General features: G+C 62.7%; 11 protein-coding genes. 3 read left to right on the top strand and 8 right to left on the bottom strand.

What is annotated here, in order from left to right:
* Window positions 1–31 precede the first annotated feature (31 nt).
* Window positions 32–2785, top strand: a complete 2754-nt coding sequence (locus HDG37_RS18420; RefSeq protein ID WP_184050071.1) for an HAD-IC family P-type ATPase — start codon at window positions 32–34, stop codon at window positions 2783–2785.
* 20 nt (window positions 2786–2805) lie between these two features.
* Here the strand turns inward: HDG37_RS18420 and HDG37_RS18415 are convergent, their stop codons facing one another.
* Window positions 2806–3615, bottom strand: coding sequence for a bifunctional 2-polyprenyl-6-hydroxyphenol methylase/3-demethylubiquinol 3-O-methyltransferase UbiG (locus HDG37_RS18415; RefSeq protein WP_090806167.1), 810 nt, complete (start codon window positions 3613–3615; stop codon window positions 2806–2808).
* Between the two features lie 625 nt (window positions 3616–4240).
* Here HDG37_RS18415 and HDG37_RS18410 point away from each other — a divergent pair.
* Both HDG37_RS18410 and HDG37_RS18405 read left to right on the top strand, forming a co-directional pair.
* Window positions 4241–4666 (top strand): CopG family transcriptional regulator, encoded by a 426-nt coding sequence (locus HDG37_RS18410; protein WP_184050069.1) that lies wholly within the window; start codon window positions 4241–4243, stop codon window positions 4664–4666.
* 45 nt (window positions 4667–4711) lie between these two features.
* Entirely contained in the window at window positions 4712–5809 is a 1098-nt protein-coding gene (locus HDG37_RS18405) for a PHB depolymerase family esterase (protein WP_184050067.1), read from the top strand.
* A 561-nt stretch (window positions 5810–6370) separates the two neighbouring features.
* On the opposite strand, the gene HDG37_RS18400 is transcribed toward HDG37_RS18405, so the two are convergent.
* The 7 genes from HDG37_RS18400 to HDG37_RS18370 form a co-directional block, all read right to left on the bottom strand.
* The gene (locus tag HDG37_RS18400; protein WP_184050065.1) at window positions 6371–10417 is read right to left on the bottom strand and encodes a helix-turn-helix transcriptional regulator; all 4047 of its coding nucleotides are present in this window, start codon (window positions 10415–10417) and stop codon (window positions 6371–6373) included.
* A 420-nt stretch (window positions 10418–10837) separates the two neighbouring features.
* On the bottom strand, window positions 10838–11770 hold the full coding sequence (gene mdcH, locus HDG37_RS18395) for a malonate decarboxylase subunit epsilon (protein ID WP_184050063.1): 933 nt from the start codon (window positions 11768–11770) through the stop codon (window positions 10838–10840).
* Window positions 11770–12468, bottom strand: coding sequence for a malonate decarboxylase holo-ACP synthase (locus HDG37_RS18390; RefSeq protein ID WP_184050061.1), 699 nt, complete (start codon window positions 12466–12468; stop codon window positions 11770–11772). The genes mdcH and HDG37_RS18390 overlap by 1 nt, the downstream gene beginning before the upstream one ends.
* Complete coding sequence (gene mdcE, locus HDG37_RS18385) at window positions 12468–13289, bottom strand: biotin-independent malonate decarboxylase subunit gamma (protein ID WP_184050059.1); 822 nt, start codon at window positions 13287–13289, stop codon at window positions 12468–12470. Before mdcE ends, HDG37_RS18390 begins: the two co-directional genes overlap by 1 nt.
* Window positions 13286–14170, bottom strand: a complete 885-nt coding sequence (locus HDG37_RS18380; RefSeq protein ID WP_184050057.1) for a biotin-independent malonate decarboxylase subunit beta — start codon at window positions 14168–14170, stop codon at window positions 13286–13288. The genes mdcE and HDG37_RS18380 overlap by 4 nt, the downstream gene beginning before the upstream one ends.
* Complete coding sequence (locus HDG37_RS18375; RefSeq protein WP_184050055.1) at window positions 14167–14490, bottom strand: malonate decarboxylase subunit delta; 324 nt, start codon at window positions 14488–14490, stop codon at window positions 14167–14169. Before HDG37_RS18375 ends, HDG37_RS18380 begins: the two co-directional genes overlap by 4 nt.
* A gap of 5 nt (window positions 14491–14495) precedes the next feature.
* Window positions 14496–15458 (bottom strand): triphosphoribosyl-dephospho-CoA synthase, encoded by a 963-nt coding sequence (locus HDG37_RS18370; RefSeq protein WP_184050053.1) that lies wholly within the window; start codon window positions 15456–15458, stop codon window positions 14496–14498.

Below are 15458 nucleotides of genomic sequence, written 5' to 3'. Positions count from 1 at the left end.
CCCGAAATCACTGGAACCGGGAGACACGAGGATGAGCTCAGTTGAGAGTGCGACGCCGTGGCATGCGATGCCGGCCGGTGACATCGAACGGCAGTTCAACGTCGATCCCGCGCAGGGCCTCGATGCAACGGAAGCGACCGGGCGGCTGGCCACCTATGGGCCGAACCGCCTCCCGCAGGGCAAGAAGAGGGGGCCGGTCGTACGCTTCCTGATGCAGCTCCACAACGTTCTGATCTACGTGCTGCTCGCGGCCGGTTTCGTCAAGTTCATGCTGGGCCTGTGGCTCGATGGCTCGGTCATTCTGGCCGTCGTCATCCTCAACTCGCTGCTCGGCTTCTTGCAGGAAGGACGCGCCGAGAAGGCGCTCGACTCGATTCGCAACATGCTGTCCGCGGAAGCGCGCGTGATGCGTGGCGGAGCGGTTCGCTTGATCCCCGCCGAGGAACTCGTTCCTGGCGACATCGTGCTACTGGAATCGGGCGACAAAATCCCGGCGGACATGCGTCTCGTCGACGCCAGGAACCTGCGCACGGAAGAAGCGGCTCTGACGGGGGAATCCCTCCCGGCCGAGAAGGGCACCGCGCCGGTACCCTCCAAAGCCACGGTCGGCGACCGCGAGAACATGGCGTTCTGCGGCACGATGGTCTTGTCGGGGCGGGCAACCGGTGTCGTGGTGACGACCGGGAGCCAGACGGAACTCGGCCGGATCAACCAGATGCTCGCCGAGGTCAGCGCGCTCGAGACGCCGCTGCTGCGCCAGATCAAGAAGTTCGGCTACGTCATCACGGCAGTGATCGCCGTTGTCAGCGTGCTGCTCTTCTCCTGGGGGCACTGGCTCGGACACATGACTTTCGTCGAGCTGTTCCAGGCCATCGTGGGGATTGCGGTATCGGTCATCCCGGAAGGCCTGCCGGCGCTCATCACCATCACGCTCGCCATCGGCGTGCAGCGCATGGCCCAGCGCAACGCCATTATTCGCCGCCTGCCGGCGGTCGAAACACTGGGCGCCGTCTCGCGCATCTGCTCGGATAAAACGGGCACGCTGACCCTGATGGAGATGATGGTGACCTCCGTCGTAACGGCCGAAGCGGCCTATGCCGTTACGGGCGACGGCTACGCCAGCGAAGGAGAGGTCAGCGCGGATGGCAAGCCGCTCGGCGCTGCGCCGGACGTGCTCAAGCTGATGGGCCGCGTGTCGCTGTTGTGCAACGACGCCGAGCTCTTCGAGGAAGACGGCAAATGGAAAGTGGAGGGTGACCCGACCGAGGGCGCGCTCTATCCGTTCGCTTCCAAGCTGGGCATGGACCGTGCCGCCGAGACGGCCGCCGCGCCGAGGATCGACGCGATCCCCTTCGAGTCCGAGCACAAGTTCATGGCGACGCTGAACCGTTCGACGGACGGCGAGATGCTGCTGGTCAAGGGCGCGCCAGAGGTTATCCTCGACCACTGCGACCGGCAGCAGACGGCGCAAGGCCCGGCGCCGCTCGATCGCGAGCACTTCGCGAGGGAGGGCGACCGGCTCGCCGCGCAAGGTGAGCGCGTGCTCGGGCTCGCGTGGCTGTCGGACCCGGGCCTGCGTACGGGTGGCCTCGGGCCGCAGGACCTGCCGCGTACCCTCGTACTGCTCGGCCTCGTGGGCCTGATGGACCCGCCGCGCAAAGAGGCGATCGACGCCGTGCGCGAATGCCACGGCGGCGGCATTCGCGTGACGATGATCACGGGCGACCACAAGATCACGGCGGCGGCAATCGCAAGAATGCTGGGCATCGGCGACGGCAAGACCGCCGTGTCCGGCACCGAGATCGAGGCGATGAACGATGCGGCGCTGCAGGAATGCGTGCGCGGCGTCGACGTGTTCGCGCGCGCGAGTCCCGAGCACAAACTGCGGCTCGTCAAGGCGATCCAGGCGAATCGGCAGATCGTTGCGATGACGGGCGACGGCGTCAACGATGCGCCGGCGCTCAAGAAAGCCGACATCGGTGTCGCGATGGGGATCAAGGGCACCGAGGTGACGAAGGAGGCGGCGGGCATGATCCTCGCCGACGACAATTTCGCGTCGATCTCCGCGGCGGTGAAGGAAGGGCGCACGGTCTACAACAACATCGAGAAAGCGATGCTGTTCATGCTGCCGACCAATGTCGCGCAAGGCGCGGTGATCGCGGTGGCGATCCTGTTCTCCTTCACGCTGCCGATCACGGCGCCGCAGATCCTGTGGGTCAACATGGTTACTTCCGTGGCGCTCGGCCTGACCATTTCGTTCGAGCCGCACGAGGCAGACGTGATGCGCCGCTCGCCACGCGCAATCGACCGGCCGATCGTCACGCGCTTCGGCATCTGGCGCATCCTGTTCGTCGGCGCGGCGCTCGTGATCTATACGCTGTCCACCTTCTTCTGGATGAAGTCGCAAGGGGCGTCGGATCAGATGGCGCGCACGGCCGCGGTCAACGCCATTACGCTGGGCCAGGTGTTCTATCTGCTCAACATCCGGTATCTGCTCGATTCGTCGCTGTCCGTGCGCGCCCATACAGGCAATCGCTATCTCTGGTACGGAATAGCCGGCGTCGTGGTCTTGCAGCTTCTGTTCACCTATACGTTCCCGTTCCATGCCGTTTTCCACACCGAGGCTCTGCCCTTGTCGGCGTGGGGGTGGCTCGTCGGTGGTGGCGTCCTGTTTTTCCTCGTGGTGGAGATCGAGAAGCTCGTTTTCCGGCTCACCCCTGCATTGAGAGGATTTGTGACGTCGCAACAGGAGGGCGCGGCCTTGCCCAATGATCCCGCGAGGTAGGCCGCCTTGGCGGCCGCCTGCTACATCTCATGCACGCGGCGGAGGATGAAAAACAGATTAGCCGAGACTGCATTCACGATCGGTATCCGCTCGAAAGGCCGGTTCAGCTTCATGCCGATATTGGCCAGGGCGTTGAGCGCTCCGCCGCCCTTTATGCCTTTTGCGAAGGTGGGAAAGACCTGGTGATAGCCGCATTCTTCCAGTACGAATCCCGACCGGAGAAACAGGCGCTTCGCGTCGCTGAGACTGTACAACCGATTATGGCCCGTGTACTTCTTCATGACTCTGCACGCGTTTTCGGTCACCGATAAGCGGTTAGGTAAAAATGTGATTATCAGCAAACCGTCGTTTTTCAGCACGCGCCATAGCTCATCGAGGCTCTTTTGCTCGCGGGCCACGTGCTCGAGTACACCGCTTCCGATCACCACATCGAATTGATTGTCTTCGTAGGGCAGCAGAAATTCATGATCGAGCGATGCGAAAGATAACCCGGCGTACTCATGGAATTCCGCGAATTGCCCATCCTTGCAGATGTCGCAGCCATATATATCGATGTCATGGTAGAGCGTGCGAAGCATGCACGAATCTGGCGCGTGCCGGCATCCCCAGTCGAGCACTTTCATGCCACGCTTGATATACGGTGCGTAAATTTCGAACGCGCGCACGTGGCGATCGAGACTCGCGTTGTTGGCAATGACCGATTGCACATAGTCCCGGTATTCACCATCGCTACGATGTGCAATGTAGTCCTCGCAAAGCTTGGCATAAGTCGCCTTGACCTGCTGCAATTCATTGCTCGGGATCGTTTCAGTGTCGATGGGTTTATGCATATCTCCCTCATGGCGGTGCGAACGATACGACGAATTTCAGGCTTTACCGGGCCAGTATGCTGGTCATCCTTGGTCCATGTTGAGGTCTGCGCAATCCGCTTCCGCAGTACCGGCTTTCGCTGCCCGAGTGACATCGGGGTTCAGAGGTTCGCGGGATGTTGACTATTCCGATTTTGAGCGCTAATGGACTGCGTTTGGCGAGACCTGCGGCAGCAACTACCTGGATAAAGCCGCGATAGTGAACGGGTTCAAGTTTTGAAGGATAGCAGTTGAATTTGTCAAAACTGGTCGGGGAACCTCTCCATTTCGCGCCTTATTCTGATGGTTTTGCGCCGTGACGCTCATCCGTTGTGTTCGAGCGAACATCAGTGCCTGCCTTCCGTTGCTCGGCCGTCTTATTCAGAGTTTACTTAACAATGCGGTCGAACAGCGCGATGTGCGGTCCTCCAACCGGCCAGTACCTCGTAGCTATCCATGTGCGCATCGACCGGCGATAGCGCTCTATCTAGCCCCCACGACCAGCGATGCGGCGAGCCCAGAAGGCGTCTCGACCCCAAATTTTTATGTTGCGGCGCATCTAAAACCATCCTATAACCATCCATATGGCTGGTGCAAGGATGGTGCGATGAAGAAACCCGCGGTATTGGACACCCCCCGCCCGAAAGGCGGCGACTCGGAAAAAATCACGATCAACCTCGGACCGGTCGACCTCGGGCAGATCGACCTGCTGGTTGAAGAAGGCTTCTATGCGAACCGGACCGACCTGATCCGAACGGCGATTCGCAACCAGCTCGCGCTACATGCGCGGGTCGTCCAGGAAACGGTTGCGCGTCGTTCGCTCGTGCTCGGGCTGCAGCATTTTTCCAGGCAGGATCTCGAGGCGATTCGAGCCGCGCGCGAGCGTCTCAACATTCAGGTCCTGGGATTGGCCAGCATTGCCGCCGATGTCTCCCCGGAACTCGCGCTCGCGACTATCGAAAGCGTCGTGGTGCTGGGAGCCTTTCACGCTTCGCCCGCAGTCAAGACGGCGCTTGCCGGCAGAATCCACTAGCCGCGCGAGGCCCACCCCCTCAACACCGGTAATCGGACAAATGTGATGAAACTCAACGAAGGCTTTCTGAACTCAATGCACGAAGCGATGACTTTGCTGCGTACCCGCGGCGTTGCCGAAGCGACAGAAGCGATACAACGCGCACTGCGAGGGGAAAGCGTCGGTGCAGTGAACGAAACTGCGTCGCGGGACAAGACGCCAGAGCCCGTTGTCTTCCCGTTTGCAAAGACCAAGGAAGCGACCGCGCACAAGGCGCGAGAAGACTGCCTGGACGTGGAGGAACGAGGACATTTCATCACGCTTGCGTATGCGAATGCCGCCGGTCGCCGTCAATATCGGCTGTATGTGCCGGCGGGTGGCGCCGGCGAGCCGCTGCCACTGATTGTGATGCTGCACGGCTGCACGCAGGACGCCGACGATTTCGCAGCAGGCACGCAGATGAACGCGCTTGCCGAGCGGCATCGATGTCTCGTAGCTTATCCGGTGCAACCGCGGCAGGCGAATCCGTCGAAGTGCTGGAACTGGTTCAAACCTGACGATCAGCATCGCGAGCGCGGCGAGCCGTCGCTGATCGCAGGCATCACGCGCGAAATCATCTCGGCCCACAACGTCGATCCTGCGCGCGTGTACGTCGCGGGGATGTCCGCGGGAGGCGCAATGGCGGCGATCATGATCGCCGAGTATCCCGAACTGTATGCCGCGGTCGGCGTGCATTCCGGTCTTCCGGCACGGTGCGCGCACAATTTACCCTCCGCGCTCGCGGCGATGAAAGGCGGCAAGCACCCCCGAAACGCACGGCGCGTGCAAGGCGATACAGACTTGTCACCGAGACGGCCCATGATCGTCTTTCATGGTGACGCGGATGCCACCGTGCACGTAGCGAATGCCACGCGGCTCGTGCAGAGGTTCGACGCGCGGCCGGACGCCGGCAGCGAACGGCGTCGCGTCGATGCGGGCCGACGCGCCTGTACCGTCTCGCGGCTGGTTTCCGGCGACGGTATCGACGCCGAGTTGTGGACCATTCATGGCGCAGGGCACGCTTGGGCAGGCGGCAATGCACGAGGCAGTTATACGGACGCTGCTGGTCCGGACGCGAGTGCCGAAATGCTGCGCTTCTTTCTTGATCATCCGCAACGACGATAGTGCAGGCCTCTCTTGTGGTTACTATGATTGCGACGGAGTGGCGTCCGCTGCGCATGTAGAGCAAGTCCGCTTGCTCAACTGCATAAAAGGCTGCCCGATGAATCACTTCCGGGGCGAATCCTCGGCGGCAGGTCGGCGAAGCCGGAGATGCGCCGCAATCAACGTACGGCGGGTTGCCATTCAACTGGAGACATCCACGCTTGTTCGTCCATCGTCAACAACGGGTCGCGTGTCGCCGATCGCGGCCTTGCGAAGTTCGAGCGATGTGTGCCCATTGCGTGAGGCAGGCATCGGCCATGAGCGGTCAGTCAATACGACGCCTCGAATGTCCGCTTCCCGACGGCGGGTACCAGTCGCGGTTCAGCGCCCTTCGAGCTTCCGGTGCCAAGATCGGAAGCATGTTTCATGCATATGTGGAACATCGATTGGCCGCCGCCTATTAAGCTCAGTAGGCGTCTGCTTCGCACAAGTGTCCTTAAAGAAAAGCCTTGTGCGCGTCAGTCATCACATATTGCCAAAAGAGACTAGCCGAAAATCCGGCATGTTTGAAGCCTTTCCAGACTACTCCCATTGTCGTCGTTCTACGCGTTGATCTTCACGCTCGGCATCCGCCGCAAAATTCCGAGCGAGTTCGTCGAGTACCCCGGCTGTTCGAGGCCACTCGCTAGAGGCCTCATATAAACGTCGATACCTCGCTTCCAGCGCGCGTTCCTGTTCTCCTCCGTCGTACACGCCGCGCGTGGTCACACCCCGACGGTTCAGTACGCCCAAAACGATTCCGGTTTCAAGCTCCTTGCTCCGCGTAGCTTCGATGACTTCTCGCACTGCTCTTGGCGGCCACATTCCATCCGCATCTGACTTCGATGCAGCCAAGATGTTGCCTATACGCTCATCACCGACATCCCGTCGACCACTCTCCGAGCAAAGGATCCGCACCGTCTTGACCCATGACAGAAGCGCTCTGGCATCGATGTCGCCGGCATCATTCGCGCCTGGAACGTAATCCCAATCATGTAGAACGTTCCATGCGTGAGACGCAATATTCGCAGCTTGCTCCGTGTCCTCGGATTCCGGCTCGTTTATGCCGCTCTCAGGAGAAGGCCCGTATATCGTCTTCAATAGCATCATGAAGAAGCTGGGGTCGGTGGCCAGCGCCTTCTGCAGTTCTTTGGGGCGCCGCTCAGAGTACTGAAGCAGAGCAAAGTATGCCCACTCGATACGAGCAATGATAGAGCGGTCCGTGGAATCTATTGAATCCAACCAACTGAGCAACTGCGTAACGTGGTAGCCAAACATCGTGGATTCGTTCGGGTCTGTTGCATGGGCATCCTTGCTTTCTTCGACCGCTGCGAACAACGCTTGAACGACCAAAGCTGGAGGAAACCCCATTTTTATATGCTGGGCAAAGACATGTACGGCATCCCTCGCACGGTGCTCATTGATCAGTTGCTCGGCCGCGAAAGCGAGGTCCTCGCGAGAACCAGAGATCGCCCACGTTGCTACCCCTCGCCAGTAACGTCGCTCCATTTCCGAGCCGACAGCGCGTGCGGCTTCCCAAGTGCGCCGAACGGCCGGTAGCGCATGCAGTATCCGCAGAACCGCATCCGGCCCCCATCCCTCTAGCGTTGCCATCTCGAGTAGAGAGTCAGACCAGCTATCGCCAGTTGGTTCGCTACTCACGGCCGCAACTAGGGTCTGTGCAAGCCTGCGTTCGCTATCGTTTTCGCTCCGAATGCCCACTTTGACCAAGTCCAGTTGCAACTGGTCGGGTAACGCAGCGATCACGACAGCCTCCGCCACCCAGCCGGGCGATCGGGAACGACGTGCCAGCGTCATGACGGCATCGACCCCGCCCAAACCTGCCAATTGTGTCATCGCCTCGACCCGATAGTCCTTGATGGCCTTTTCGGCAGCCTGCCAGCCCCCTTCTGCCGGCGGTTGAGGCATGCCGCAACCTGGGGAAAATGCCCAAACCAAGCGATCGATCGGATCAGTTGGTGACAAGCGTTCGTATGCTTCTTGAAGTTCCTTCATCTCTGGCTCAGGCAACGACCAGTCTGCGTCTGGAAAGCTCCGATGATGATTCAAGGATTTGCGAATTGTGTCGCGCAAGTGCGCGCGATCATCCGTATCTTCGATATGGGGTAACGACGCGAGCAATAGCCGACGCATTTCGTCTCGACGACGCTCTGGAAAGTTTGCCATGAGTTCAATGAGTTGCATCCAGCGCTGCGCACTGTGCCGGACGTCTTCCAGCAAGCGAGTCGCAATCTCGTCCGCGCCGCGAGCTACCAGTTCATGCGTGATCGCTTCCGCGCTCTCAACGGCGAAGTCCCTCCACTGAGGTAGTGAAGTCGGGAAGGACGTGTCGTACGATCGAGGCGCGATCGATAACATCAGTTTCCAAGCTACAGCGGGCCTAGACGTACGAAGACGATCCAATACACGCAGGCGCTCGTCCAGCGACGCGAAAGTTTGCGGCGACCACAGCAAGAAAATCGCGCGCAGGCTCCTGTCCGGCCTGTTGCCTTGGCGACCGCCTGGATCAAGCGCGGCTAAGTCTGACAGTGCGTAGACCACTGCGCCGAGCAACGCCGGAGACCAGGCGAGCCGTTCAAGTGCCCAAAGCAGCCCGTTTACATGATGGCTTGAGAACAAAGGATCGTCGTCTTCGTCGAACAGCTCGACTAGGGGTGACGGTGAGTCGACCAAGGCGTCGTCTAGAGCTTGCAAGAACGCTCTAGGGGCAGCCTCCGCCAATCTCGGCGATTCGGCATCCAGCGTCCACCAAAGGGCCGAGTCTGACTTTCGGAGGAGCTTCTCGATCGCGAAGCTAACCTTGGACTCGCACTTTGTCACGTTCTTCGCATTGTTCGCTAGCGTTGCCATAAGAATGAGCGTTTCCGCCATGCTCTGCCTTAGGAGCCGCGAATGAGTCAGCCTAGTCGCTTGCGATGATGAGAAGAATCGCTCCTTGCTGCTTAACGTGAACTGAGGGTCGCGCTCGTTGAAGACCTTTGCGAACAGATCAAGAAAGCGATCAATGTCGCCGTCCGTGAGGAACGGAGCCAGCAACAGCCAGGCATCGCGCCGCGATGCTACTCGCCAAGCGTTGCCCGACTTACGCAACGGACCGTCGAGGACATTGGTCAAGGGTGCCAAGCTCCTTGCCATATCGTTGTATGCGTGTTCGGCCAGGCTCTCCAAAACGGCGCAATCTCCCGGTATGCTTTCATCCCAGCCGCCGGCAAGTATGGCCGCCACCAATGCGCGGTTGGGTACGCTCTGAGCCCAACTCGGTAGTCGACCAGGTGCAGATGGGATCAATCGGCGGATGACGGCGAGGCTTCGTGCCGAGTCCCCGGCGAGTCGATCAGCTTCTGCCCGATCGAAACCCATGCTGCATAGCGCCTCCCTGATGAAGTCGCGGCGTGGACGTGGTAGCACCAGCACCGTTGCTGTTTGGCCTGCATCGGGACCAAGCGCGAGGAATACGTGATGTCCTCTCGCAGCAAGGAGTTGCGCCAATCCGGCGTCGGCAGCGCGAAGCGCAATGATCAATGGAGATGCCGCGTCTCCAAGGATACGAGCAACATCTTCATTTGCCGCCACGAGAGCACGAGAGAGGTAGATCGCCGCGTACTGAGGCGGCAACTCCATGATGGCAGAGTGGAAGAATGCGAGGGCTTCTTCCGTGGACTCGGCCTGAACGGACAACACAGAAGGGGCAGCCCGCAACCAACGCAGCGCGTGTGCAGCCTCCTCGTCACGACCCACGAGCACCAAATCGGCAGTGAGCGGAGGTATGGTGGCCAATGACCATTCGGTCCATACGTCCGCCAACGCACCGATACCTGCCGGTCGCTTGCGAAGCCGGGTCGCCAGCCAATAGGCGACGGCTGGGTAACGATCGATCCAATGGACGAGATCGTCTGCATCTAGAGCTTTTACGTCAGCCCACGTACTTTCAGCCTTGCGTTTGGCCGCCCATTGATCCTTGGCTGGCCAACGCCGTGGAGTAACAAAAACGTACGTCGCGTCCTTCAGAGAGACGGCGCCTGGATCACTCGTTCTTTTCTCATAGTCTTCGTCAGCCTTTGCCCTGATGCCGGTTCTCTGCGAGCCGACTTCCCAGGCTGACGCACCGCGTGGGACCGGATCAACGGCGACCGCTGCGACGCAGGTGCCATCCCAGCCCGAATACTGGACACTATCTCCCGCAGGAAATCGGAGTTGTGCGACGTTGTTGCACGTCGCAGAGATTAGCCTGCTAAGCAGTTCCGGCATTGCGGCTTGACCATCCCGTCGGTCCGCCCAGTCTGCGAGGTCAGAGGCTTCGATCCAGCGTATCGGCTGCCCTGAAGGTATGAGTGCAGGTGCGGCGTGCGGCATATCGAAGAGTGCTCCTCCTCCGTAGAAAGCCACGCCTGCCGACTCTAACGCCGATCGGATCGCATCTGAGTTGTTAGCCATGGGGGTGCGCTGCCCGCGCTCGAAATCAGCGACGGTAGAGGCTGCAACCCGAGCTTGCTTTGCTAAATCCTGCTGCGACCAACCCAAGAGTGCGCGGCCAGCACGAACCTGTACGGGCGAGAGTAGGTGACTCATATATAAATGTCTACGTCATAGTAAATATATGACGTTAGTTTAAAACCTGCGTAGGAGAGGTGTCCAGCGGTGCGGGCCTTTCCGATACCGAACAGCCGAGGGCACTCGTGTTCGGTGTGACGAAGCCAGTGTGGTTGAGGGCATCTGCGATGGTACGACGGATCGTGAACATGACGACGGCATTAGTGGCGGACGCGAGCGCTCATCGTTCACTTGTACTTCAAGCGTCGCAACGAGTGATGAATTTGACAGTGATGCGGCCGTTGGTCGTCTCTCGGCCAACGGCCGTTCTGGGTCGGGAAGACTCATTCCACATCGGTGAGAGCGACCGTTCGCCGACGCCGGCTTGCGAGCGGCGTCTGGTCGAAGCTCCCAGACGCCCTGGCCCAGCCGCATTCGCACACCGCAAAGCACACCCCGTCAGCCACGCTCCAACCGCCTGCGTACCGTCCCCACCAACCTGTCAAACGGCAATGTACTCGCAGCCAGCGCACAGACCTCAGCAAAATTCTCCCTCACGATATCTGTCAACACCTGCCCCGGCGGCGCCTCGACCAGCACCTGCGCGCCCATTTCCTGCATCACGGTCAGCGCATCGAACCAGCGCACGGTGTAACGCATATTGGTCGCAAGGTCCTCGCGAATCGCATCGGCCGTATATAACGGGCGTCCACCGCGATTGCCGATATAAACCCCGCGCGGTCTTTCAACATGCAACGTGCGCGAGTACGCCAGCAGTTCGTCGCTCGCACGCGCGAGCAATTCGCAATGCGAGGGCACGCTGACCGCGAGCCGCGTGGCCTTGCGCGCGCCGGCCGCGAGCGCGCGTTCGATGAACCCGTCGAGCGCATCGTCCGCGCCGGCCATCACTATCTGGCGCGGTGCATTGACGTTGCCGATATACACGCGTTGCCGTTCCTCCGCGGCCTGCTGTGCAACGAGCGTTTCCGCCTGCCGCTCGCTCAAGCCGGAGACGGCCGCGAGACCATAGCCCGCCGGATAAGCGGTTTCCATCAGATCGGCGCGTCGCTGCACCATCTTCAGCGCGTCGCGGAACGCCACCGCGCCACAGCTGACCGCCGCCGCATACGCGCCGATCGACAGTCCCGCGCTGATCTCCGCCGCCAATCCTTCATCGGCGAGCGCGCGCATGATCGCGACGCCCGCGACGGTCAAGCCCAGTTGCACCGCGACGGTCGAATCGAAAGCGTCGGCTGAGTCGAGCGTCAGCACGTCGATGCCAAGTGTGTCGGAGGCTTCAGCGAGCGTGTCCTGTACCGCGCGATGCTGCGGCAGTCGATGCAGAAAGCCTTCGCTCTGCGCACCCTGGCCGGGGAACAGAAGCGCGAGCATCAGGCAATGCCATGGTGAGCAACCGCCGCCCACGGATCGGCGATCAAGCGGGGGCCGCTCGCATCGCGGGCAAGCACGCGCGCCTTGCCCGCGGCCCATTCCGCGAGCGCCACGCCACCCGCGGGCGTTTCGAGTTGCGCATCGATGCGGATACCGATATGCGCCGCGAGCGTTTGCAGTTGCTCCAGCAAAGCACTCGCGACATTCAGCGCCAGCGGTTGCGGCACGCGGATCAACAGATCGAGGTCGCTCGCTTCGTTGACAGTCGGCACGTGCGTCGCCAGTTCAAAGCCGGTGCTGCCAATAGGTCCCCAAGCGAATCCACCAAGCGGAGCGCCCGAATCACGTTGCAACGAAAGCAGTGCAACGAACGAGGGCAATGCATCACGTCCGGCATCGGCTTGCGTCTGCGCGAGCGATTCCGGCGGCACGGCACCGACGATATCGTCCGCATGCACCCATGTGCCGTAGCGTTGCGCTCGCTTCGCACCGCGTACGCCGATCGCGACGAAACCATCAGCGGCGAGCGCGCGTCGGACGACCGCATACGGCGCGCGTTCGAACGCGTCGCGAACCCACGCTGGTTCGTCATCGGGCGAGTCCAGCCGCCGCAAGCGCAGCAGATCATGCGGCCGCCACCGCGCGTCGCACGTCGTGGCGTGCACGGTGGAGAAGGGCGCAGCCGCACACACGCGCATCACACGGCATCCCATTGTTCGGCAAGCCGCCGCCGCACCTCGATCGAAGCCGCGCGAGTCTGCCGCGCCGCCGGCGATTCCAGCCGACGCGCGAGCGTACGATCCCCCTCGCGCGCGCTGCGAATCTGCTCGACCAGCACCGTGCGCACGCGCTCGATCTGTGCCGCGTCGGGCGCGTCCGCGTCGATGCCTTCGATCAACTGATCGAGCAGCCCCAACTTCGCGAACGACGCCATCGAATACGACATCGGCACGATCGTGTCGCCGAGTTCGTCGAGTTCTTCGACCGTGCGGCGCGTGACGCGCGCGGCCGCTTCCTTGCCCATCGCGTGGACCATCGTGCCGGGCGCGTCGAGCGCGACGATGCGGTTCGCCTGATAGCCGTGCGCGAGGAACGCGCCGGACATCGCCGGACCCACGATCAGCGCGATCACCGGATGGCCGGCGTCGCGCGCGCTCGCATAGGCGTCGACGGCGGCCGCGCAGGCGAGGTGGATGCCGAGCATTTCCTCGCGATAGCCGTACGCCTGGCTCTTCACGTCGACGATCGCGACGATCGGGCGGCGCGTGCCGGCGTCCGCACCCGCATCCGCTTCGATTGCTTCACGCACCGCGCGCGCGAGTTGCCAGCCTTGTTCGAGCCCGACCACGTTGGTGGTCGCGCGCGGAAAACGGTTCGCGGGATCGGGCACGACCGTGATGAAGCGCGCGGTGCCGCCGCCGAGCGGCGCATCGCCGCTCCAGACGGGCGCCGCGCTCGACGATTCGCCGGCAAGTGCATTGAACCAGCGCGCGCCGCGCGTGAGTGTCGTGTCGTTCATGCCTGCTCCCTGTTCGACGCATCGCGCCCTTGCGGGTTGTACACATCACGCAGCGTCTCGGGCGTGACGCTGGCCGGATCGATCCGCGCGAGCCGCTGCAAGAACATGTCGACCTGCTCGCTGCGATGCGTGGCCGGCACGCCTTGCGCGAACGCGGCGCGTACGGCGGCGCGCACGGCCTTGGCATCGTCGTCGACGAGTGTGTCGGCGAGCGCGCTCGCGACGCGCTGCTCGCCGCCGATCAGTTGCCATACGCGGCGGCGATCGCTCGCATCGAGTTCTTCGATACCGGCTTCCTGCTCGATCACTTCAGGTCCGTTCATGCCGAGCCGTCCCTGCTTCGTCACGATCAGATACGAGCACAGCGCGGCCGCGAGCGACATGCCGCCAAAGCAGCCGACCATGCCCGCGATCACGCCGACCACCGGCACGCGCCGGCGCAGCGCGACGATCGCCGCCTGAATCTCGGCGATGACCGCAAGTCCAAGGTTCGCTTCCTGCAGCCGCACGCCGCCGGTCTCGAACAGCACGACCGGGCGCACGAGCTTGCCACGCTCGCAGTCGCGTAGCGCCATCTCGAGCGCCGCGGCGATCTTGCTGCCCGACACTTCGCCGATGCTGCCCCCCTGAAACGCCGATTCGATCGCGGCGACTACGGCCGGTTCGCCGTCGATCGTGCCGCGCGCGATTACGCAGCCGTCGTCGGCCTGGCAGACGATGCCCTGCAAGGGCAGCCACGGCGACCCGATGCGATCGAACGGTCCGAGCAGTTCGCGGAAGCTGCCCGCGTCGAGCAGCGAGCGGGCGCGCTCGCGCGCGGGCAGTTCGATGAAGCTTTCGCGCAGCAGCGGCGCGCTATGTACGCTGGCGCTCGTGCTCATACGCTGTCTCCTTCCCCGGCCGCTTCGACCGCTTCGGCGAGCCGCAACGCGACCACGCCCGGCGTCGCGCCGAAGTCGTTGATCTCGATGTGCGCGGCGCCGTCGTAGCGCGTGAAGAAGCGGTCGAGCACGCTCTTCCAGATGTGGCCATAGCCGTCGACGCTGGTGCGCACCACCACGTGCGCGGCGAGCGCCGAACCGCCTGGATCGGCGGCGGCAGGCGACAGCAGCACTTCCAGATCGCCCGAGCCGACCACGCCGACGTGCGCGCGGGTCGTGACGGCGCGTTGCGCCGGATAGTCGAAGGTCAGATGTTCCATGAGGCTCAGCTCCGGCTGGCGTCGCGATGCGCCAGCATGTCGAGAAAGAGGGTGGCGGCGAGCAGATCGGCCGCGCCGCCCGGCGATGCGTTCAGCGACAACAGTTCGCGTTCGAGCGCGTCGAGCGCGACGCGGCCCGCGGCTGTCGAACTGCCGCCCGCGTCGAGCACGCGCCGCGCGCCGCGCTGCCCCGCATGCAAGCCGGCGAGTCCCGCGCGATGCAGCAGGCAGGTATCGTCGAGCGTGCTCATGATCGCGAGCAACGCATCGATGCGCGCGGCGTTTTCGTCGAGACCGCGCGCGCGGGCCGCGTGCAATGCCGGCAGACCGACGTCGAGCGCGTGCGGAAAGCCGTCCTGCGCTTCGCGCCGCGCGCCGCCGACCTGATAGCGTCGACGCGCGCGTTCGCCGTGGCTATCGGACGAAGCGGCGAAGCGATCCGGGAAGCAGGCGATCTGCGCGGCCAGCGTGCAGACGTGCGAGGTATCGACACGGTTGGGATCGCCAGGTCTGTGCGCACGCATGGAGGAACTCGAAGCCGTTTCGAGCGTTACGCCCGCAACCAGCAAGCCGATGATCCAGATCGCGCCGCGATGCGCATTGCTCCCTCCCGTCGCCTGCATCATCTCCTGTTCGCCCGCGCGGCCGATCTGCGCGAGTTCGGCACGCAGCAGCGCCGAGGGTTCGCCACGGCGGCGCGCCATGCGCGCCAGCGCCGCGAAGGTCGGTTCGAGCGCGTGCGCGGAGCGCCGCATGATCGCGAGATCGAGGTCGCGATGCGCGCCGCTGCCGCGCCGGTCGACGAGCGCGGGCTTCGGCGTGAGCTCCGCCTCGTCGATCAGCGCGGTGATCGCGTCGCGCGCGAGTTGCGCGTCTGAAAACGGCGCGACCGGCGAGGTGCCGCACGCATCGCGCAGGGCTGAAGCGAGCGGCGCGTCCAACCGTTCAAGAACAGCAGCGGACGCCAT

The organism is Paraburkholderia sp. MM5384-R2, assembly GCF_014201025.1.
Classification (GTDB): Bacteria; Pseudomonadota; Gammaproteobacteria; order Burkholderiales; family Burkholderiaceae; genus Paraburkholderia; species Paraburkholderia tuberum.
The sequence above is the reverse complement of the archived record's forward strand: the minus strand, read 5'-3'. Positions and strand labels throughout refer to the sequence as shown.

Coding starts and splice junctions, on each gene's coding strand:
- HDG37_RS18420 (WP_184050071.1), top strand. CDS start 32: ATGAGCTCAGTTGAGAGTGCGACGCCGTGGCATGCGATGCCGGCCGGT.
- HDG37_RS18415 (WP_090806167.1), bottom strand. CDS start 3,615: ATGCATAAACCCATCGACACTGAAACGATCCCGAGCAATGAATTGCAG.
- HDG37_RS18410 (WP_184050069.1), top strand. CDS start 4,241: ATGAAGAAACCCGCGGTATTGGACACCCCCCGCCCGAAAGGCGGCGAC.
- HDG37_RS18405 (WP_184050067.1), top strand. CDS start 4,712: ATGAAACTCAACGAAGGCTTTCTGAACTCAATGCACGAAGCGATGACT.
- HDG37_RS18400 (WP_184050065.1), bottom strand. CDS start 10,417: ATGAGTCACCTACTCTCGCCCGTACAGGTTCGTGCTGGCCGCGCACTC.
- mdcH (WP_184050063.1), bottom strand. CDS start 11,770: ATGCTCGCGCTTCTGTTCCCCGGCCAGGGTGCGCAGAGCGAAGGCTTT.
- HDG37_RS18390 (WP_184050061.1), bottom strand. CDS start 12,468: ATGCGCGTGTGTGCGGCTGCGCCCTTCTCCACCGTGCACGCCACGACG.
- mdcE (WP_184050059.1), bottom strand. CDS start 13,289: ATGAACGACACGACACTCACGCGCGGCGCGCGCTGGTTCAATGCACTT.
- HDG37_RS18380 (WP_184050057.1), bottom strand. CDS start 14,170: ATGAGCACGAGCGCCAGCGTACATAGCGCGCCGCTGCTGCGCGAAAGC.
- HDG37_RS18375 (WP_184050055.1), bottom strand. CDS start 14,490: ATGGAACATCTGACCTTCGACTATCCGGCGCAACGCGCCGTCACGACC.
- HDG37_RS18370 (WP_184050053.1), bottom strand. CDS start 15,458: ATGGCGTCCGCTGCTGTTCTTGAACGGTTGGACGCGCCGCTCGCTTCA.